Annotated in this window: 17 protein-coding genes and 3 tRNA genes; 10 read left to right on the plus strand and 10 right to left on the minus strand. The window is 67.1% G+C overall.

From position 1 onward, the window contains the following. The first annotated feature begins 13 nt into the window (after positions 1-13). Complete coding sequence (acpS, locus tag ACWIE7_RS03420; RefSeq protein ID WP_454068589.1) at positions 14-478, plus strand: holo-ACP synthase AcpS; 465 nt, start codon at positions 14-16, stop codon at positions 476-478. Between the two features lie 283 nt (positions 479-761). Next, positions 762-992, plus strand: coding sequence for a hypothetical protein (locus ACWIE7_RS03425; RefSeq protein WP_454068590.1), 231 nt, complete (start codon positions 762-764; stop codon positions 990-992). A gap of 99 nt (positions 993-1091) precedes the next feature. On the opposite strand, the gene ACWIE7_RS03430 is transcribed toward ACWIE7_RS03425, so the two are convergent. Beyond that, a complete protein-coding gene (locus ACWIE7_RS03430; protein WP_452099306.1) occupies positions 1092-1820 on the minus strand; it encodes a TetR/AcrR family transcriptional regulator in 729 nt (242 codons plus the stop codon). A gap of 8 nt (positions 1821-1828) precedes the next feature. Next, positions 1829-2335, minus strand: coding sequence for a peroxiredoxin (locus tag ACWIE7_RS03435; RefSeq protein ID WP_452099307.1), 507 nt, complete (start codon positions 2333-2335; stop codon positions 1829-1831). A 150-nt stretch (positions 2336-2485) separates the two neighbouring features. Between ACWIE7_RS03435 and ACWIE7_RS03440 the strand changes: the two genes are divergently transcribed. Further along, on the plus strand, positions 2486-2758 hold the full coding sequence (locus ACWIE7_RS03440) for a DUF3618 domain-containing protein (RefSeq protein WP_452099308.1): 273 nt from the start codon (positions 2486-2488) through the stop codon (positions 2756-2758). Positions 2759-2765: 7 nt separating this feature from the next. Here ACWIE7_RS03440 and ACWIE7_RS03445 read toward each other — a convergent pair whose 3' ends face one another. The 3 genes from ACWIE7_RS03445 to ACWIE7_RS03455 all read right to left on the minus strand — a co-directional run bounded on the left by ACWIE7_RS03445 (position 2766) and on the right by ACWIE7_RS03455 (position 4940). Continuing rightward, a complete protein-coding gene (locus ACWIE7_RS03445; RefSeq protein WP_454068591.1) occupies positions 2766-3710 on the minus strand; it encodes an FUSC family protein in 945 nt (314 codons plus the stop codon). A 2-nt stretch (positions 3711-3712) separates the two neighbouring features. Continuing rightward, positions 3713-4690 (minus strand): FUSC family membrane protein, encoded by a 978-nt coding sequence (locus ACWIE7_RS03450; RefSeq protein WP_454068592.1) that lies wholly within the window; start codon positions 4688-4690, stop codon positions 3713-3715. 177 nt (positions 4691-4867) lie between these two features. Beyond that, a tRNA-Lys gene (locus ACWIE7_RS03455) sits at positions 4868-4940 on the minus strand. 213 nt (positions 4941-5153) lie between these two features. Here ACWIE7_RS03455 and ACWIE7_RS03460 point away from each other — a divergent pair. The 4 genes from ACWIE7_RS03460 to ACWIE7_RS03475 all read left to right on the plus strand — a co-directional run bounded on the left by ACWIE7_RS03460 (position 5154) and on the right by ACWIE7_RS03475 (position 12485). Continuing rightward, positions 5154-6392 (plus strand): L,D-transpeptidase, encoded by a 1239-nt coding sequence (locus ACWIE7_RS03460; RefSeq protein WP_452099310.1) that lies wholly within the window; start codon positions 5154-5156, stop codon positions 6390-6392. A gap of 45 nt (positions 6393-6437) precedes the next feature. After that, positions 6438-7439, plus strand: coding sequence for a DUF2804 domain-containing protein (locus ACWIE7_RS03465; RefSeq protein ID WP_454068593.1), 1002 nt, complete (start codon positions 6438-6440; stop codon positions 7437-7439). Between the two features lie 280 nt (positions 7440-7719). Further along, positions 7720-10296 (plus strand): YhgE/Pip family protein, encoded by a 2577-nt coding sequence (locus tag ACWIE7_RS03470; RefSeq protein ID WP_454068594.1) that lies wholly within the window; start codon positions 7720-7722, stop codon positions 10294-10296. Then, complete coding sequence (locus tag ACWIE7_RS03475) at positions 10293-12485, plus strand: YhgE/Pip domain-containing protein (protein ID WP_454068595.1); 2193 nt, start codon at positions 10293-10295, stop codon at positions 12483-12485. The genes ACWIE7_RS03470 and ACWIE7_RS03475 overlap by 4 nt, the downstream gene beginning before the upstream one ends. Positions 12486-12655: 170 nt before the next feature. Here the strand turns inward: ACWIE7_RS03475 and ACWIE7_RS03480 are convergent. The 3 genes from ACWIE7_RS03480 to cmrA all read right to left on the minus strand — a co-directional run bounded on the left by ACWIE7_RS03480 (position 12656) and on the right by cmrA (position 14466). Next, positions 12656-12731, minus strand: a tRNA-His gene (locus ACWIE7_RS03480). Positions 12732-12806: 75 nt separating this feature from the next. Further along, the gene (gene orn, locus ACWIE7_RS03485; RefSeq protein WP_452099314.1) at positions 12807-13475 is read right to left on the minus strand and encodes an oligoribonuclease; all 669 of its coding nucleotides are present in this window, start codon (positions 13473-13475) and stop codon (positions 12807-12809) included. Between the two features lie 172 nt (positions 13476-13647). Next, positions 13648-14466, minus strand: a complete 819-nt coding sequence (cmrA, locus tag ACWIE7_RS03490; protein WP_452099315.1) for a mycolate reductase — start codon at positions 14464-14466, stop codon at positions 13648-13650. A gap of 198 nt (positions 14467-14664) precedes the next feature. Here cmrA and ACWIE7_RS03495 point away from each other — a divergent pair, with 198 nt between their 5' ends. Further along, a complete protein-coding gene (locus ACWIE7_RS03495; protein ID WP_454068607.1) occupies positions 14665-15975 on the plus strand; it encodes an MFS transporter in 1311 nt (436 codons plus the stop codon). A 46-nt stretch (positions 15976-16021) separates the two neighbouring features. Here ACWIE7_RS03495 and ACWIE7_RS03500 read toward each other — a convergent pair whose 3' ends face one another. Continuing rightward, the gene (locus ACWIE7_RS03500; RefSeq protein ID WP_454068596.1) at positions 16022-16726 is read right to left on the minus strand and encodes an HAD family hydrolase; all 705 of its coding nucleotides are present in this window, start codon (positions 16724-16726) and stop codon (positions 16022-16024) included. Between the two features lie 138 nt (positions 16727-16864). Between ACWIE7_RS03500 and ACWIE7_RS03505 the strand changes: the two genes are divergently transcribed. Further along, a complete protein-coding gene (locus ACWIE7_RS03505) occupies positions 16865-17854 on the plus strand; it encodes a TIGR03557 family F420-dependent LLM class oxidoreductase (RefSeq protein WP_454058211.1) in 990 nt (329 codons plus the stop codon). A 99-nt stretch (positions 17855-17953) separates the two neighbouring features. On the opposite strand, the gene ACWIE7_RS03510 is transcribed toward ACWIE7_RS03505, so the two are convergent. Further along, positions 17954-18026, minus strand: a tRNA-Arg gene (locus ACWIE7_RS03510). Positions 18027-18134: 108 nt separating this feature from the next. Here ACWIE7_RS03510 and ACWIE7_RS03515 point away from each other — a divergent pair. Next, positions 18135-20165 carry a cytochrome c oxidase assembly protein gene (locus ACWIE7_RS03515; RefSeq protein WP_454068597.1) on the plus strand — a complete coding sequence of 677 codons (2031 nt, stop codon included), beginning with the start codon at positions 18135-18137 and terminating at the stop codon, positions 20163-20165. Positions 20166-20233: the final 68 nt, after the last annotated feature.

The following is a 20233-nucleotide window of genomic DNA, read 5'->3' on the forward strand; positions in this document are numbered from 1 at the left end:
GGAGCGCTGAGGCGTGAGCGGGGGCGTTCGGGGCGTCGGGGTCGACACTGTCGACCTCGGCGCCTTCGCCGCGTCTCTGGCAGAGCCAGGCACGCGGTTCGCCGAGGCCTTCTCGGCCACCGAACGCCGGCAGTGCAGCGACCGGGCCGCTGCCCGCGGGGCCGACACGGGCACGGCGGGGGAGAACCCGCTGGCCCGTCATCTCGCGGGCCGGTGGGCCGTCAAAGAGGCGGTCGTCAAGGCATGGTCGGCGGCGTTGTACGGTTCGCCTCCGCCCATCGCACCGGATCTGCTGCGATGGTCGGAGATCGAGACGGTCTGTGACGCGTGGGGCCGGCCCGCCGTCCGGCTCAGCGGGGAGGTGGCCCGTCAGGTCGCCGCGACGGTGGGGGAGGACGCGCGCTGGAACGTCTCGCTCAGCCACGACGGCGATACGGCCGTGGCGTTCGTCGTGCTCGAGGCTCCCGCCGCGCGGTAACAGTGCACGCGTGCGATCGATCGGCGCTTCCGATGGCCCTGGGCCCCGGCCCCCCGGGAGTGCGACGCAAAGTGACGTGCTGATCGGTGGTGCGAGCCAATCGGAGGGGTGGATCGCCTCGTGCCCCTCGGTTTGGAGGGCGGATCGGAATCGGCACCTCGAATTGGAGGGCGTAACGAGGAGCGGGGCCGATCTAGCTGAAGGTCGTCTGACTGAAGGGCAGATCGGTTTCTGGTGCGGCCGGGCCGCGCGTAGTTCGTCCATCAGCCATCGGTCCGCCGCCATGATCCACGGACTTCCGGAACCCGAGACCCAGGTCGACATCGTCGACGGGGAGGGCCGCTTCATCGGCCGGGTCGACTTCCTGTGGCGGGAGTTCGACGTCATCGGTGAATGCGATGGGCTCGTCAAGTATCTCGACGGCGCCGATGCCGCGGAGGCGCGTTGCAGGCTCGATGTCGAGAAGGATCGTGACGCCCGTCTGATGGCTCTCGGATACCGGCTCGTCCATTGACGGTGGACTGATCTCGAGCGGCCGTGGACGTTGATCCAGCGGATTCGGGATGTGCTGACCGCGGCCGCTGCGTGAGTGTGGCGATCCGACCGGGCTTGCTCAGCCGGACTGTGCCTCTTTCTCCGCCAGCCACAGGTAGGCAGTGAGCATCCGCTTGAGCTCCCTGACCGTGGCGTCATGGAGGGTCTCGCCGTCCTCCGCGCCCGCGCTGGTGCCGTGGCCGGCGCTGACGGAGAAGTTGAGCATCGAATAGGAGGCGTGGACCAGGACCTCGGCCATGAATGCGCGGCGCTCCCGGTCGGTCGCCGGCATGAGCGGGGCCAGGACGCTGGCGATCATGCGGGCGATCTCGCGCTCGTTGACCGCAGCGGTGGCCCGGGTCGCCGGGGTGGCCTGAGTCGCCAGCCACACGGCGCGGCGGGACGGGTCACGCAGCCACATGTCGGCCAGGTGATCCAGGAAATCATTGAGCAGCTCGGGCCAGTCCAGGGCGGGGATCTTCTGCGCGAACCGCTCGATCTCCTCGATCACCCCGTGCGCATCCTGACGGTCCAGCTCGCACACCAGCACGTATTTGTTGGCGAAGAACTGGTAGAGCGTGCCGATCGGGACACCGGCGCGAGAGGCGACCTCCTCACAGGTGAACGAGTCGAAACCCACTTCGACGAGGACCTCGCGGGCAGAGGCCAGCAGCGCCTGGAACTTCCGCCTGCTCCGCTCCTGGATGGGGCGGCGGCGGGGAACCAGGATGTTGGGTTCGCTCTGGGCGGACTCGTCCTCTGAACCTATAGTCGAGCTCAGAGAGTCCTCGGTCGGCTCGAATGTCATCCGCGGTCTCAGCCCCCGGCGGACGCGGACTCGGGTAGCTCCACGCCCAGCAGCTTGGCGACCATGGCGACATGGCCCTTGGCGCGGACGTTGTACCGGGCCATCGACAGTGTGCCGTCCGCATCGACGACGAATGTCGAGCGGATCACGCCCATCACGACCTTGCCGTAGTTCTTCTTCTCACCGAACGCGCCCCATTCGGTGAGCACCGTCTTGTCCGGGTCCGACAGCAGCGGGAAGGTGATCCCGTGCTTGTCGCGGAAGCGCGCCAGCTTCTCCGGCATGTCGGGAGAGATGCCCACGACGCCGATGCCGGCGTCCTTGAGCTGTTGGAGGGCGTTCTCGAAGTCCACGGTTTCCGTGGTGCATCCGGGCGTCATCGCCGCCGGGTACACGTACACCAGTACCTTGCCGTGCTCCGCGATCAGATCGGCGAGCGCGATGGGCGTCCCGTCGGCGTCCGGGAGGGTGAAAGCGGGGGCCGTCTGGCCCACCTCGAGCCGTGGTGTACTCACCGGTGCTCCTGGTGTCGAGTCTGGACTTCGGACCCCACCAACCTATCCGATGCGTCGGCGCATCGGCGCGGATCCTTCGCGGGTGCAGTAGCGTGGGCGGGGTCAGAAACCCGCGGGGTGGCCCGCGGTCGTGCGATCGACGGAGGTCTCGTGTCCAGGAGTTACGACAGCATCGAGGGCGATATCGCCAAGGCCCGGGACGATCTCGCCACGACCTTGGACGAGCTCGCCGACCGGGTAAACCCCAAGAATCTCGCAGCCGAAGGCAAGGATCGCGCCACCGCAGTCCTCAAGGACCCGCGCGTGCTCGCGGCCATCGGGGGCGTCGCAGCGCTGGTTGTCGGCGGGATCGCCTTCTCCATGGCCAACAAGCGCAAGGAGCGTCAGCGTATCGAGGCGTATCTGGCGGCCCGCCGGGGCTGACCTGGCCTCAACGATCGGCTTCCACCGGCTCCACAAGTGATGTCAGGTGGGCCAATTCCCCGGAGATTCCCGTGAGGGGACCATCGGTCTCGGAGGAGTTGATCTCCGCCGGGGGCCGGTCGGGGGCACCGCCGGCCTCGGAGATCTCCCAGGCCATCTCGGTGCCCGAGATCGGATCGGCGGGGATCGCGCCCTCACGGCGTTGACCGGCATAGGCGGTCACGAGGTCGGCGAGTCGATCGGCGGCTGAGACCGCTGGAATCCAGGCCGCCGCGGTACGGCCACCCACTCCCGGCTCGGCAAGTGCCCGCCGGAGCCGGAACTGCAGGTCGGACAAGGCGCTGTAGGCGGCCCGACGTGCCCCCACCAGATCGTCGTGTCGTCGTGCCGCATCGGCAGGGCTGTCCGGGATCGGGCTCGCCGCCAGCTGGAGATGGTCGGCGATCCGGTTCATAGCCGTGGCGAAGGTCTCGGAGATCCAGACCCGTCGGCTGTGTGGCCAGATGAGGTAGCCGAAGACCAGGACTATCGCGCCACCCACGATGGTGGCGCCGATACGCTGGATACTGAAGTTGGCCGAGGCGTCCCCGGGCTGGATGACGTCGACCAGCAGGATGACCGCCGGGGCTATCGCGACGGCCTGTAGGGCGTAGGACCGCATCATGAGATACGGAACGCACGCCGACAGCAGCCCGATCACGAGTCCGATCGCCCACCCCTTGGGCACCACGAGGAGCACCACGGTCGCGAAGGCCGCTCCGACGGCCGTCCCCAGGACGCGCAGCACGGCTCGGGAGAACACCGAACCGAAGTCGGGTTTCATCACCAGGCAGACGGTCAGCGGAACCCAGAACCAGTGGCTGAACGGGAAGTACATCTTGGCGGCCACCGCGATCGCGTAACACAGCGACAGTCGGCACGCGGCCATCATCACCTCGTGACTGAGCGTCATCGTCAGCAGTGGCTCGTGGGGGATCTTCGCCGACCCACCGGAATGCAGCAGTCTGTCCAGCTCATCGATGTGCCCGCCGAGTAGGTCCACCGTCGAACCGCCGTCGGCGGGAGGCGTCGTCGGTGTGAACGCGCCGTGGCCGCCACTTCGGAGGCCAGGGCGGAGAGCCGGGCTCGGGCAGCCTCTACCGCTGCCATATCGGACGCTGCCACCAGGAAGGCCTGGACGCGGTCGGCGGCGGACAGTACCTCACCGTCCATCACCCACACCCGCGTAGACCACGACGGCCGGGCGGCGAGCTCCGAGGCCCGGCCGACCGCGTTCTGATACGCCGACGTCGCCTGTCGGCGCGCCGCGACGGTGCGGTCGCCGCCGTCGACCAGGTCTGCCGCGCGAGCGGCCGCGAGGTCGGAGAGCGCGCCGAGTAGCGAGACCAGGACGATCCGCTGCGGACGACGCGGGTTGACGAGCATCTCGATCGCCAGCAGTAGCGCGTAGAAGACACCTCCGACGAAGTACAGCCACATCGCTGCCCACCAGTCCACGTGGGGGACACCGAGGGCGATGGCGGCGACGAGGAGAAACTGCATGCCGGCAACCGAGAACGCGGGCCCGAGGCCGGCGATCGCCCCGGCGGCGCAGGCGACGACAGCGGCGATCAGGACGAGTGCGGGTAGGGGGAGGTTCTGCGCGAACCCCAAGAGATAACCGCAGGCCGCAATGGGTGTGGAGACAGCGATGATCGAGAAGTTGAGACGGTAGCTGCCCTCGCGCTCGCCCGCCGCGAGGAGAAGCGTGGCCAGTCCCACCCACATGCCGTTGAGCGTCTGGCCGAGTAACGCACCCACCACGAACGGCAACCCCACGGCCAGTCCGGCACGGAGACTGTGGCCGACCGGGAACTGCGCTGGCGCGACTCGGAGGACGGCGCGGATCCAGTCCGCAGGAGCGCGATTCGCGGGGATGGTGGGAGCGGTCACGACGGGCCCTTCTGTACGTTTGCTCCACCTTATGAGGGCAGGCCGGAGAGGGGGCCGGATCGCCGACACCGATGATTGCCTCTGCCAGCTGTCGCGGAGGGGACAGCCCGGACGTGCTGTCCCGACCGAACGAGAAGACCCCCGGCCCGCATTGCTGCAGACCGGGGGTCTTGATTGTGCGCCATCAGGGACTCGAACCCCGAACCCGCTGATTAAGAGTCAGCTGCTCTGCCAATTGAGCTAATGGCGCTTGCCTTGCTTGCCTGGTGCGAGAGAAACAGTAACAGGGCGTCCGTCGAATCACGAAATCGCCTGGTCAGTGCGAGGGTCCCCCAGGTAGTTGACAGGCCACCCTTTACCGTTTCGATATGGAATACAAGCATTCTCCCAGGCATAATGGCGGAGGACATCCGCTCGACCGTGGCCGCGGTTGGGGGGAGGCGATATTCGGAAGGGGCCATCAGTGAACCTGCGCACATCGGATCGGACGGGGCGACGATCGACCGGAAACCGGTCCCGGGCTCGTCTCGCGCTGGCCGCTGTGTTCACCGGGGCGCTCGTGCTCACCGGCTGCACCATCGGGGACGGTGGGTCGGGTTCAGGTGGAGAGCAGGCCGCCGAGGCCCCCGCGGGGCCGGCTGCGGTGATCGACCTCTCGGTCGCGGACGGCGCGCGCGACGCCAATCCGGCCGAGCCACTCGTCCTGACGGCGGAGAACGGTCGGCTGGATTCGGTCGTCGTTCGCAATCCGGAGGGCGTCCAGGTCCAGGGTGAGTTCAACGCCGAGCTGACCGAATGGCGGTCCACGGAGGACCTGGGGTACGGCCGGCAGTACACGGTCGAGTCCACCGCGTTGGACGAGGAAGGTCTAGTCACCCGGAACAACGTCACGTTCAGCACGCTGACGCCGAACATCATGACCGCGGCGTACCTCACGGTGGGCGAGGGCTCGGTCGTGGGGATCGGTCAGCCGGTCGCGGTGATGTTCGACGAGCCGATCAGCGACCGGCAGGCCGCGCAGGACAACATCCACATCACCACCACCCCCGAGGTGGAGGGCGCGTTCTACTGGGTGTCCAATCAGGAAGTGCGGTGGCGTCCGCAGAACTACTGGGCGCCCGGCACCGAGGTCGAGGTGGATGTCGACATCTACGGCGAGGACCTCGGCGGCGGCATGTACGGCCAGCAGAACAACCAGGCGACCTTCGAGATCGGGGACGCCGTGATCTCCAAGGTCGACGATTCGACCAAGCAGATCGTGATCGAGCGTAACGGCGAGGTCATCAAGACCATGCCCACCTCGATGGGTAAGGCCGGGACGCCGACCCCCAACGGCACGTACGTGATCGGCGAGAAGCACGCGTCGATGATCATGGACTCCTCGACCTATGGCGTGTCCGTCGATTCGGCGGATGGTTACCGCACCCCGGTGCAGTACGCGACGCGGATGTCCTACAGCGGCATCTTCATCCATGCCGCGCCGTGGTCGGTGTGGGCGCAGGGATCCCAGAACACCAGTCACGGCTGCCTCAATGTCACCACCGCCGATGCGAAGTGGTTCTACGACAACGCCAAGCGTGGTGACATCTTCGAGGTGTCCGGGACCGTCGGTGGCACGCTCCCCGGTTGGGATGGCCTGGGCGACTGGAACGTCCCGTGGGAGACCTGGAAGGCCGGCAACGCAGACCAGGGTGTCGCCTGACGCGCTCCAGCTGACGGATGTCAGCCGGCGTGCGAGAGTGCTCGCATGACCGTCGAGCGCGAGATCACCAGCATCACAGACCTGGCCCACGGCCGCCGTCTCAACCCGGCGGCCGTGGGCTGGTCCCGTTCTCCGGTGTTCCGCACCGCTATCTCCGGGTGGGGCCGCACCAAACGGTGGGAGTACTGGGGCATCGTCACCGACCGCTTCGTCGTGGGACTTACCGTCGCCGGGTTGGACTACCTCGCGAACTGCGCCGTGTACGTCCTGGACCGCAGCACAGGCGTGGAGACGGTCCGCAGTGGAATCCAGCCGTTCGGGGCCCCGGCCTTCGGCGACCAGCCGGGCGACGGCACCATCCACTTCGCGGCGGGTCTCGGGTCGACGCGAGTGGCGATCACGATCGTCGACGACGACAACGCCGCCGACACCGCCACCACGATCCGCGTGCGGGCGAAGGGGCTGCAGGTGGATCTGGCGGTCCGTCGACCACCCCACGACAGCCTCGGTGTGGTGGTGCCCTGGGGCGAGAAGCGCTTCCAGTACACGCTCAAGGATCTGGCCAACCCGGTCGGCGGCAGCGTGACGATCGACGGCCGACACCACTATCTGGGGGAGGGTTGGGCGGTCCTCGACCGGGGGCGTGGTCGCTGGCCGTACTCGAATGTGTGGAATTGGGGTGCGGGCAGCGGCGTGGTGGGCGACTCGGTCCGCGCGATCCAGGTCGGCGGGAAATGGACAGACGGTACCGGGTCGACCGAGAACGGGATCCTCGTGGACGGCCGGATGCACAAGCTCGGTGACGATCTCGAATGGACGTACGAGGCGGATTCGCCTACGTCGCGTTGGCGGGTGCGGGGCGAGCGCCTGGACGCTTCGCTGACGCCGTTCCATCTCCGCCGCGACATCACCGAGCTGGGCGTCCTGGCGGTGAAGACGCGGCAGGCCTTCGGCACCTGGAACGGCAGCGCGGTGCTGGACGATGGAGCTACCGTTTCGCTGAACGGGCTCGTGGGCTGGGCGGAGGAGTCTAGCAACAGGTGGTAACCGCTTGTCCTGCACGTGTAGTCGACGTGTCGCCCACGGCATCCCGTTGCCGTCGCACCGTGCCCCGCCACGTCCCGCCGCGGAGATTTCAGGGGGTTGACGCACCGTTGCGGAAACGGTTTCGTAACGACCGAGTAGGCTAAGCAAGGTTTCATCCCTGTGGGTGAGGCGAGGACCGTGCGGATCGCCTTCCGGTCCCCGGGGATCGGCATGTCGCCTGGCCGTCTATCCACGGTGCGATCCGCGTGGATGCCCCCTCGAGCAAAGCGGGAGAATGTGTATGCGCAACGCCTTCACGGTGCTGGGTCGTGACCTCAGGAGGATCCGCCGGGCACCGAAGTCGTGGGCCATCATCATCGGGCTGCTCGTGTTGCCTTCCCTGTACGCCTGGGTCAACATCGTGGCGTTCTGGGATCCCTATGGAAATGCTGATCACATCAAGGTCGCCATCGTCAATCAGGACGAGGGGGCGAGTACGGACCTCACCGGTGAGGTGAACGTCGGCGAGCAGGTGGTCGATCAACTCAAGACGAACGACCAGCTCGGGTGGCAGTTCATGGATCACGACGAGGCGATGGAGGCGGTCCGGTCCGGGTCGAGTTATGCCGCTATCGTCATGCCGCCGGAGTTCAGCCGTGACCTGCTGACCATCACGACCGGGGGCTTCGTGCGACCGGAGCTCGAGTACTACACCAACGAGAAGGCGAACGCGATCGCCCCCAAGCTGACCGAGGTCGGCGCGTCGACACTGGATACCCAGATCAACTCGAACTTCATCGGCACGGTCGCGAAGACCCTCGCGCAGAAGGCCGAGCAGGCGGGGGTCGATGCGGGGGATTGGCTGATCGATTCCCGCAGCGAGACGCTGACGGCGCTGGACCAGGCTCTCGCCACGGTCCAGGCGGCTCGTATGAGTATGACCGAGCTGGACGGTGCGATCGGACCAGGTACTGAGGCCGTCGCCGATGCCAGGAGGGCCCTCGAGCGGGTCGACGCCACGATCGGTGATGTGACAGATGCGGCCACCGAGGCGCAGGACCTCGTCCACGAGGTGCAGCAGGACCTGGTCGACTTCTCCGGGACGTTGACAGACGCCTATGTCTCCGGCGCGACGAATATCACCGGTGCCACCTCTCGTCTGCGTGAGAGCGTCGGGCAGGTCTCCGGTGGTGCGGAGGCCGCCCGGTCGGCGCTCGCCACGGCGCAGCGTGATGTGCAGGCCGTGATCGACGCCAACCAGGCGCTGCTCGGTGCGCTGCGGCCGCTCGCGGCGGCAGTCCCCGCCGGGGTGCCCCTCAAGGCCCAGATGGAGCAGGCGATCGGCGAGCTCGAGGCACAGACGGTCCGCGACCGGGAGCTCCTGGGCACGCTCGGAGCCGCGCAGTCCACCGCGTCGACGGTGTCCGACCAGACGGCTGCGGCGTCGGAGGCGATGAATGCGGTCGAGAGGTCGTCCGCCGCCTTGCAGAGCATGATGGCCGGCACTTTCCCGGGCCTCAACCAGTCCATGGCGTCGCTGTCCGCCAGTGTCGGCGCCTTCTCCACGGCCCTCGATTCGCAGCGGGTGCTCGTGGGCGAGGCCGTGGGCATGCTGACCGAACTCGAATCGCTACTCGGTGAGACCGGGACGGCCCTGTCCTCGCTGGACGGCAATCTCGAGGACGTGCAGTCGGACCTGGTCACCCTGCAGACCGACCTGAGCGCGATCACCGCTGCGGAGATCTGGGATCAGTTGAGCACGCTGACCTCACTCGATCCCGATTCGATCGCGGCGTTCATGACGGGGCCGGTGACGGTTCACGAGAACGATCTGTTCCCGGTCCCGGCGTACGGCTCGTCCATGGCGCCGCTGTTCACCAACCTGTCGTTGTGGATCGCCGGGTTCGTGCTGATGGTGTTGTTCAGGTTGGAGGTCGACACCGAGGACGTCGACGGGTTGACGGTGAGACAGGCGTACGTCGGCCGATGGTTGCTGTTCGCGGTGATGAACGTCATCCAGGCGCTGCTGGTAAGCATCGGCAACGTGGTGATCGGTGTCCAGACGGTCAACCCGGTGGTCTACGTGGCGACGTGTGTCTTCATCGGCCTCGCCTACATGTCGATCATCTACGCCCTGTCGGTGTCGTTCGGCTATATCGGCAAGGGCATCGCCGTGTTGCTGGTGATCATGCAGATTCCCGGAGCCTCCGGTATCTACCCGATCCAGATGATGCCGGACTTCTTCCGGTCGTTGTTCCCGTTCTTTCCCTTCACCTACGGCATCGACGCGATGCGCGAGACCATCGGCGGTTTCTACGGCCTGAACTATCTCCGGTATATGGCGGTTCTCGCTCTCTTCGCCGCGCTGGCATTCGCACTCGGCATCTTCCTACGTCGACGTCTCGGTAACTTCGCCCGCCTCTTCAACAGCAAGTTGGCCGACACCGGCCTGTTCCTCAGCGAGGATGTGCAGATTCTGGGTTCGCGGCGCCGCCTCACACAGCTGGTGCGTGCCCTGACCGACCGGGAGCGGTTCCGGGCGGAAAACGCCCGACGCCGACGCTGGTTGGATATGAATCACAAGGTCGTGCAGCGCGGCGCACTGGTCGTCGGAGTGATCGGAACCGTGGCGCTCTTCGTGATCGGGGCCAGCTTCCCGGACGCGAAGGCCACCGTCCTCGGTCTGTGGGGCCTGCTCTGCCTGCTGGTGATGGCCACGATCGTGGCGGTCGAGTACATCAATCAGAGCGTCCTCTACGGCACAGAGGTCAGCAACCTTCCCGACGACGCGCTGAAGCGGGCGTTGGCGCAGGAGGAACTGGCGATCCGGCCGGGTGCCCGGCTCGATCAGATCGAGAAGCAGGGGCAGAACGCGTGAGCAACATCGTTACTCTGATCCGTCATGACTACAGGCAGGCCACTCGTAACGTCGTCTCCGCGGTGGTGCTGGTCGGCGTCATCCTGATCCCCTCCTTTTTCGCGTGGTTCAACGTGCTCTCCAGCTGGAAGCCGTTCGACAATGTGGACAACCTCAAGGTCGCGGTGGCCAGTGCGGATGAGGGGTTCGAGAGCAGTCTGTTCCCGATGCGGATGAACGTCGGCGAGCAGGTGGTGTCGCAGCTCCGGGCCAACAGCGACATCGACTGGCAGTTCGTCTCCGAGGACGACGCCATCGAGGGCACCAAGTCAGAGGAGTACTACGCAGCGATCGTGCTGCCGAAGGACTTCAGCCAGAAGATGATGACCTTCCTCTCGCCGAGAGCCACGCCGGTGGAGATCGACCTCTACGTGAACGAGAAGAAGAACGCACTCAACTCGCTGATCACAGGTGAGGCAGCCTCGGACGTCTCGACCCAGATCAACACCAGCTTCACGCAGACCCTCGACGAGGTCGGACTTGCGCTGGTGTCGTCCCTGGCCACTCATCTCGAGGACTCCGATGCGCAGGAGACCATCACAAGTCTCGAGTCGGCGGTCGGTCGGATCTCGGTGCAAATGAACTCGGGAGCGGACACCGCAGAGGTCTTCGCGGGATTGCTCTCGTCCGGTGAGGCACTCCTGTCGAGTGCGGGCTCGCTCGCCTCGTCCTCATCCGACGCCCTGCGCGACACCGCCGGTGCGATCGGCCAGGGTGCGGGAGCCGTGGGTTCGGCAGAAGACGTGCTCAGGCAGGCGTCGGAGCGACTGTCCACGGTGTTCGCGATGAATGCCGAGAGCTACGAGACCCTCCGCGCCGAGATCAATCGGATCTTCGGCAACGCCGCTACTGCGCCGTCCGGGGCCGGTCTCTCGCAGGCCTCAGGAATGGTGGATCAACAGGTCGCGGCGTACACGCAGCTCCGCGGTCAGTTGCGCGACCAGGCAGCGACGTCGGGCCTCGACCCGGTGACCAGGGACGCGGTGAACCTATTGGCGGACCAGGTCGATGGAGTGATCGCGCGCCAGGAAGCCCTCAAGCAGCGACTCGACGCGGCTGCGTCGCCCGCTGTCCAGGGCACGGTCGACCGCGGGGCGACGCGAGATGCGATCCTGCAGGACGTGGACGCGGCCCAGGCAGCGATCCTCGGTGCACGTGACCAGTACACGAATAGCCTGCGCCCGAAGCTCGAGAGCCTGGCGGCAGACCTGGCGTCGGTGCAGGATAATTTCGCCGGGATCGGTCAGGACCTGCGCGCGGCAGAACAGTCGTTGGCCGACGGCTCGGGTTCGTTGAGTGCCGGACTGGCGGACGGTGAGACCGCGGTGCGTCTGCTAGCGAGCGACCTCCGCGGCTCCGCGGAGACCTTCGCCGAGCTCGAGACCGCCCTCGGCGATGCCGCTAGTACCGGCGATCTGAGCGAGGTTCAGAAGATCATCGGTTCGAATCCGGCTGCCTTCGCCGCGGAGCTGGCCTCCCCGGTGAGCCTCGAGACGATCCCGGTGTTCAAGGTCGATAACTTCGGCTCGCAGATGGCGCCGTTGTACACGGTGCTCGGACTCTGGGTGGGGGCGCTGCTGCTCGCGGTGCTCATCCGCACTGAGATCGATCGTGACGCGCTACCGTCGCTCGCGAGGCCGCTGAAGCCGTGGCAGGAGTACTTCGGGCATTACGCGATCTTCGGTGGGCTCGCGTTCCTGCAGAGCACCATCCTGTTCGTGGGCCTCATCGGCTTCGTCGGGGTGCGACCGGCCCATCCGTTCCTGCTGATACTGGCCGGTTGGGTGATGTCGTTCGTCTTCTCGCTGATCACCTACACGCTCGTGTTGACGTTCGGTGAGGCGGGCAAGGCGATCGGCGTCCTTCTTCTGGTCGTGCAGATCTCCGCTGGCGGTGGAGCGTATCCGTTGTCGGTCCTGCCGCAGTGGTTCCAGGGCATCAGTCCGTTCGTCCCGGTGTCGCATGCGACGAACGCGGTTCGCGCGGCCATCGGCGGGATCTACGAGGCCGATTATTGGAAGGCTCTCGGCTGGTTGCTCCTGTTCACTGTGCCGTTCCTGTTCATCGGACTCGTGTTGCGCCTGGCGGTGAGGAAGTTCAACGACGACCTGAACTCCTCACTGGAGGGCACCAAGCTCATGAGCGTGTGATCGAATTCCGCACTGGTATCAACTGACGAGATCAGCCGCCTCATTCGGGGCGGCTGATCTCGTATTTCAGGCCGGCGCCCGCACTCGGGTGTCGGCGGAAAAAAAGAAGGGTCAGGTGGGAACTTCCTCCAAGGGCGGACCCTTGGCCTGAAGTTCCCACCTGACCCGGGTGGGGTGGCTGACGGGGCTCGAACCCGCGACATCCAGAATCACAATCTGGTGCTCTACCAGCTGAACTACAGCCACCATCGCCGTCCTCGCGGACAGCGTCATCGACCTTACCCTGAGGGGGGTCGAGTCGGGAAATCGGCTGGTGGGCCGTCAGCCGACCGGGGACAGCCCGGCCGCCGCCTGCTTGACCTCGTCGGTGGTGGGGCCGGGCTGGGACACGAACGCAGTCGAGCGGTAGTACTGCAACTCACGGATCGATTCCTTGATGTCCGCCAGCGCGCGGTGCGACATGCCCTTCTCGGGCTGGCCGAAGTAGATGCGCGGGTACCAGCGCTTGCACAGTTCCTTGATGGAGCTGACGTCGATCATCCGGTAGTGGAGGTAGCTGTTGAGCTCCGGCATGTCCCGGGCGATGAACCCGCGGTCGGTAGCGATCGAGTTGCCGGCCAGGGGAGCGGAGCCGCCCACGGGCACCCACTGGCGCACGTAGTCCAGCACCGCCTTCTCGGCCTCGGCCAGCGTCACGGTGGATTCGCGGATCTCCTCGGTCAGGCCGGAGGAGGCGTGCATATCGCGGACCACGGGCAGCATCGCGTCGAGCTTGGTATCAGGGGCGTGGATGACGATGTCCACGCCCTCGCCCAGGATGTTGAGCTCGGAATCGGTGACCAGCGCAGCGATCTCCACCAGCGCGTCGGAGCCGGTGTCCAGGCCGGTCATCTCACAGTCGATCCAGACGATCCGGTCGTTCTTGGACTCCTGGTGGGGCGTGGACGCGGACGACGGACTTGACGGCTGGGAAGAGGTCGATTCTGGCATTATTCGACTATATCCGCCGACCACGGACGTCCCTCGTCGTGCAACAGCTCGACGACCGCGTCTCCGCTCAGCTCGCCTGTCCGAGGACGACCGGCCCGCGCGCCCCCGCAGGTCAATCGCAATCGGACAGGCCGATCGTCGGCCGGCAGGTGAATCGGGCCCCCAGGGCCGATCAGGCCTCGGCCTGGCCCTCGCCGAGCTTGGCGTAGAAGCGACCCACGACGGGCGCCATGATCCCGCGCGGGGTGTAGTTGCCGGCCACGGACATGACCTGCCCGAGCGGCCCCGGCACGACACGCATCTTGTTGCGCGCGAGGGCGTCGAGCGACACCCGGGCCGTGTAGGCGGTGTCCACCCAGAGACGGTCGGGAACCAGGCGGTCGACGAAGGTCTTGTCCTCCTCGGCGATCTCCTCGGTGCGCACCGGGCCGGGCGCCAGCAGCGTGACGTTGACGCCGGAGCCCTTGAGTTCGCCGCGCAGCGATTCGGAGAAGGTGTTGAGGAACGCCTTGCTGGCCGCGTAGGTGGCGTTGTTGGGGACGGGCATGTTACCCGCGGCCGAGCCGACGTTGAGGATGGCGCCGGAATGCCGCGCGACCATCCCCGGCAGCACCGCCAGCACGAGGTCGTGGCAGGCCACGGCGTTGACCTGAACCTGGTGCTTCTCGTACTGCGGGTCGAGTGAGGCGATGGGCCCGAAGGTGGCGATGCCGGCGTTGTTGCACAGGATCGAGATCTCGCGCCCGGCCAGCTCGTCGAGCAGCGGCTGCCGCGCGGCGGGGTCCGCGAGATCGCAGGAGCGCACCTCGACGGACACGGTGAACTCGGTCTCGAGCCGGGTCTTGAGCTCCTCGAGCACCTCGCCGCGCCGCGCCACCACGATGAGCGAATGCCCGCGGCGGGCGAGTTCGGTGGCCAGTGCCATGCCGATGCCGGAGGAGGCGCCGGTCACGACGGCACGGTTCGACGCGGTGGGCAGGGGCAGCGACATGGTGCGTCCTCGGTTCTCAGGAATGTGCGGGGCAGTGCCCGAGCGTACCGCCAAAGCCCCGTCCCGCCGGATAGCGTGGCCCCTGTGAATCAATCGAAGCCCGCAGGTTCGTCGCCGGTGAACGCGCACTCCGCCGCTGCCTCGTCGTCGTCGACTCGCCCCCACGCAGCGACCCGCGGTCAGGTCTTCGCCTGGGCGATGTGGGACTGGGGTTCGGCCGCGTTCAACGCGGTGATCGTCACCTTCGTGTTCTCGGTCTACCTCACCGATTCGGTCGGAAAGGACCTGGCGGAGCCGTTCTCGGCCGCGACGTGGCTGTCGATCGCGATCGCAATGGCGGGCCTGGTCATCGCGCTCACCGCGCCGGTGATGGGGCAGCGTGCCGACCGCGGCGGGCGTCGGCGCCGGTCGTTGGCCCTGTGGACGTACCTGACGATCGCGCTTACCGCGCTGATGTTCCTCGTCGACTCGGGCTCGCCCCATCCGTGGTTCTGGTTGGGACTGGTGCTCCTGGCGGTCGGATCCATCACCTTCGAGTTCGCCGAGGTCTCATACTTCGCCATGCTGCGGCAGGTGTCCACGCCGACAACTGTCGGTCGGGTGTCCGGCTTCGGCTGGGCGATGGGCTACTTCGGCGGCATCTTCCTCCTGCTCGCCGCGTTCCTCGGTTTCATCTCCGGCGAGGGCGACGAGCGTGGCCTGCTCGGTATCCCGGTCGACGGCGGCCTCAACGTGCGGATGGTGTGCCTGGTCGCCGCCGTGTGGTTCGCGGTGTTCGCGCTGCCGGTGCTGTTGACTGTGCCCGAGAACCGGCCGAAGGAGAGGAACGACGACGACAACGACGCCAACTCCGGCTTCCTCGAGTCGTATCGCATCCTCTGGGCCGATCTGAAGGCGCTGTGGGCGCGCGATCCGCGGACGGTGAAGTTCCTCATCGCCAGCGCGATCTTCCGGGACGGGCTCGCGGGGGTGTTCACCTTCGGTGCGATCCTCGCGGTGACCGTGTACGGGCTGGCGCCTGGAGACGTGCTGATCTTCGGAGTGGCGGCGAACGTGGTGGCGGCGCTCGGGGCGGTGGCGGCCGGTTACCTCGACGACCGGGTCGGGCCCAAGGCCGTGATCGTCGGCTCGCTGGTGGCGATGCTGGTGACCATGACCGTGCTGTCGTTCGTCGACGGCACCGCCATGTTCTGGATCTTCGGTCTGCTCATGTGTCTGTTCGTGGGGCCGGCGCAGTCGGCGTCGCGCTCGTTCCTCGCGCGCCTGGTCCCGCCCGAAAGTGACGGTCAGATGTTCGGGCTCTACGCCACCACCGGGCGCGCGGTCTCGTTCCTCGCGCCGGCCCTGTTCGGGCTGTTCACCTGGGCGTTCAGCGCCGACCGGGCGGGTATCGCCGGGATCGCGCTCGTGCTGCTGGTGGGGTTGCTCCTGCTGCTACCGGTACGTACCCCGACCAGTGTCGAGACCTCGGAGCACTGGGCCGAGGACCCCTCGACGCCGTCGGCCTGACAGTGCGCCGCCTCGTCTGGCCTGCCGCTGCCAGGGCCAGCGAATGTCAGTCGAGGTCGTCGAGGCGGGCGAAGACAGCGGCGGCGTCGTCGACGATGTCGGAGAAGCCAGCGGCGCGGAGTTCGTCGTCGCCGATCCCGCCGGTGCGCACCGCGATCGAGCGGATGCCGAGCTTGGTGGCGGCGATCGCGTCCCAGGTGGCGTCGCCGACCATGACAGCATCTGAGGCGTCGACACCCGAGCGCTCCAATGCGATCGCCACGATGGTCGGATCCGGTTTGGCCTGGTCCACGTCCTCGCCCGTGGTCACGGCGTCCACGAACTCGTCCACGTCCAGCAGTGCGCGTGCCTCGCGGAACTCCGACGGCGGAGCGGATGTGGCGAGCACAGTGATCCATCCGCGCTCACTGGCCGCGCGCACGAGATCGCGGGCCCCCGGAAGCAGGCGCAACGATTCAGCGGCCTCGGCGTAATACCGGCTGTGCAGATCCTTGGCCCGGCTCGCTATGCGGTCGCGTTCCTCGTCGTCGTCGACCCCCGCCGCCTTGAGCAGCTCCGCGACCAGGGTTCCACCGTCCTTGCCGATCCGACGATGAACCTCGACGTGGGGGACCGTTGCGCCCGCCTCGTCGAGGGCACGGTGCCACGTAGACACGTGCACGTACGTGGAGTCGACCAGGGTGCCGTCGACATCAAGGAGGAGAGCGCGGCGACCCGCGCCCCGGGACCCGGTGGGCGCTGACTCTGACATGTCACGACCGTGCCTCCGTGCGGGGCCGCTGGCAACCGGTGGAGGACTGGTTCGGCGGCGACGTTGCCGCGAGCGGCATCCGAGCTGGATCAGTGCCGACCGGTGGCAGGGGACCGGCGGCGCGCGCACGCTCGGGACATGACACGTTTCGGCTACACCCTCATGACCGAACAGTCCGGCCCAAAGGAGCTCGTGCGCTATGCCGCGGCCGCCGAACAGGCGGGATTCGATTTCGAGGTGGCGTCCGACCACTACTTCCCGTGGCTGTCCTCGCAAGGACACGCTCCGTACGTCTGGAGCGTGCTCGGGGCAGTCGCGCACGTGACCGAGCGCGTGGACCTGTGCACCTACGTGACGTGCCCGATTCTGCGGTACCACCCGGCCGTGGTGGCGCAGAAGGCCGCGACCGTGCAGATCCTCGCCGACGGACGGTTCATGCTCGGGATCGGCTCCGGCGAGAACCTCAACGAACATGTGGTGGGTCAGGGGTGGCCTGCGCTGGATGAGCGGCACGAGATGACCGTCGAGGCGTTGGAGATCATCCGCGAACTGTTCGACGGCGGTCTCGTCACCTACTCGGGCGAGCACTACCGCGTCGATTCGGCCCGCCTGTGGGACCTGCCCGAGAAGCGTGTGCCGATCGGGGTAGCCGCGGGCGGGGAGAAGGCGCTCGAACGGTTGGCGCCGCTGGCCGATCACCTCATCGCCACCGAACCCGAGGCCGCGTACATCGAGGGATGGAACGCGATGGAGGAGCGGCCGAAGATCGGGGACGGCGCACGGGCGATTGCCCAGATCCCGATCAGTTGGGATCCGGACTCCGAGAAGGCGGCGGTCGAGCGAGCGCACGACCAATTCCGGTGGTTCGCTGGCGGGTGGGCGGCCAACGCCGATCTGCCCACGACTGCCGGGTTCGCCGCGGCGACGAAGTTCGTGCGGCCCGAGGACGTTGCGGACCAGCTGGCCTGCGGGCCGGATCTCGATGCGATCGTGGAGAAGGTGCGGCCGTACTGGGAGGCGGGGTACACCGATATCGCGCTGATCCAGATCGGTGACTCGACGCTGGACCGGTTCCTGGCCGAGGCGGCGGACCCGCTGCTCGCGCGGTTGCGGGAGGCGTCGGTCTGACCGCAGGCTCCGTCGACAAGAGGGTTCCGCGCACTCCTCACTCGACCGATGTGCGCTGAACGCTCTTCGCGATGGCGACAGCGATGGCGACGGCAGTCGCGCCCCCGAGAGGATTCGAACCCCTGACCAGCCGGGTAGAAACCGGATGCTCTATCCACTGAGCTACGGAGGCATGCGGCGCCTGCAGGAGGCGTCGCCGGAAGAATGGTAGCCGATGCAGGGGGACCGCCGAGAAGGAGCGAATCGCCGTCGAGGCATCGGGCTTCTTACGATGGAGGTCATGACGTCGTCGAAGTCCGCTCCCGCCATTCTCGGACGGCTGGGAGCCCGCGGTGCGGTTCTGCTGGTGCTGCTCCTCGCGGCCGTCGCCGCGGCGGTGGTCATTCCGCTGTCGGCCATGTCCACCGATGTGGCGCTGGAGATGATCGGCGTGCCCGACCCGGGGGTGCTGACCACCGCCGGGCTGCCGGCGATCCGCGCGATCGGTGAGCTGCTCGCGTCCGTCGCGGTGGGCACCGCGTTGTTCGCGGCGTTCTTCACTCCGCCGCAGAAGGACAAGACGCTCGACGTCGACGGCTACCGCATGCAGCACATCTCGTCGTGGGCGAACATCGCCTGGGCGGTCGCGGCGGCGCTTCTCATCCCGCTGACCCTGTCCGATGTCTCTGGTCGGACCTTCGTCCAGTCCCTGCCGCCGGACCAGTGGCTGGTGGCGATCAATCAGATCGACGTCGCGTCCTCGTGGCGCTGGGCCGCGGTGATCGCCGTGGTCGCCGCCATCGGCCAGCGACTCACGTTGAGTTGGCGCTGGTCGACGATCTGGCTGGCCGTCACGGTGCTGTCTCTGCTGCCCGTGGCGGCCACGGGCCACGCCTCCGGCAGCACGGCCCACGACATCGCCACCAACTCGCTGATCATCCACCTGTTCAGCGCCACGTTCTACGTCGGCGGTCTCGTCGCGGTGATCATCCACACCATGCGCGGCGGCACCCGGGTGGCGTTGGCCCTGCGCCGGTACTCGGTGGTCGCGACCGTGGCGATCGCCGCCCTGGCGTTCACCGGTGTGATCAACGCGATGGTCCGCCTGCACCCGGCCGACCTGTTCTCCTCCACCTACGGCCTGTTGGTGGTGGCCAAGGCGCTGTTGTTGTGCCTGTTGGCCCTGTTCGGGCTCGCGATCCGGCGCCGCATCATCGCCAAGATCGAGTCGACGAACGCCAATGCGCCGGTCGACCGCGGCACGCTGCTGCGGATCGTCCTGGTCGAATCCGCCGTGATGGCGGGGACCATCGGCCTGTCGGTGTCGTTGGGTCGCACCCCACCGCCCGCGCCGTTGTACGTGCCCACCCGCCAGGAGGCGCTGCTCGGCTTCGAGCTTCCGGGACCGTTCTCGTTCGAGACGGTCTTCGGCCTCTGGCGCTTCGACCTCGTCCTTGGCCTGGTGTCCGTGGTGCTACTCGGCCTGTACCTGTGGGGCGTGATCCACCTGCGTCGGCGCGGGGACTCGTGGCCCGCGGGCCGGACGTTCTTCTGGGTGGCGGGCTGCGTGACGTTGTTCATCACCACCAGCTCCGGCCTGGGGATGTTCATGATGGCCGACTTCGCCAGCCACATGGTGGGCCACATGCTCATCTCGATGTTGGTGCCGGTCCTGCTCGCCCTCGGTGGTCCGCTGACCCTGGCGCTTCGTGCGCTCCCGGCAGCCGGTCGCGGCAATCCGCCGGGTCCGCGCGAGTGGATCGTCGAGTTCATCAACAACCCCATCTCGCGCTTCCTCACCCACCCGATCGTGGCGTCGATCCAGTTCGTGGCCGGCTTCTACCTCATCTACTTCGGCGGGTTCTACGAGACGCTGGCCTCCGAGCATCTGGGCCACATGTTCATGAACGTGCACTTCCTGATCAGTGGCTACCTGTTCTACTGGGTGATCATCGGGGTCGACGCGGCGCCGCGGCAGTTCACGTCGATGTACATGATGATGGTCCTGCTGTCCTCGCTGCCGTTCCACGCCTTCTTCGGCATCCTGCTCATGAACTACCCGACGGTCCTGGGAGAGGGCTGGTACTCCGGCATCGGGCTGCCCTGGATTCCCGACCTTCTGCAGAGTCAACGGGTCGGCGGCGGCGTGGCCTGGGCGATGGGGGAGATACCCCTGTTCATCGTCATGATCGCGCTCGCCTGGCAGTGGTACCAGAGCGATATGCGCGAGGCGCGGCGCTCGGAGCGACAGGCCGAGCGCGACGATGACGCCGAGCTCAAGGCCTATAACGAGATGCTCGCGCAGATGGCCAAGGCGGACCGCCGGCACTGAGGACGCGCACCTCGTCGTCGTCGGGGTCCGTTCTTCCACACCCGTCGTCCCTGTCCACAGGGACGTCA

This window comes from Dietzia sp. NPDC055343 (assembly GCF_053645265.1).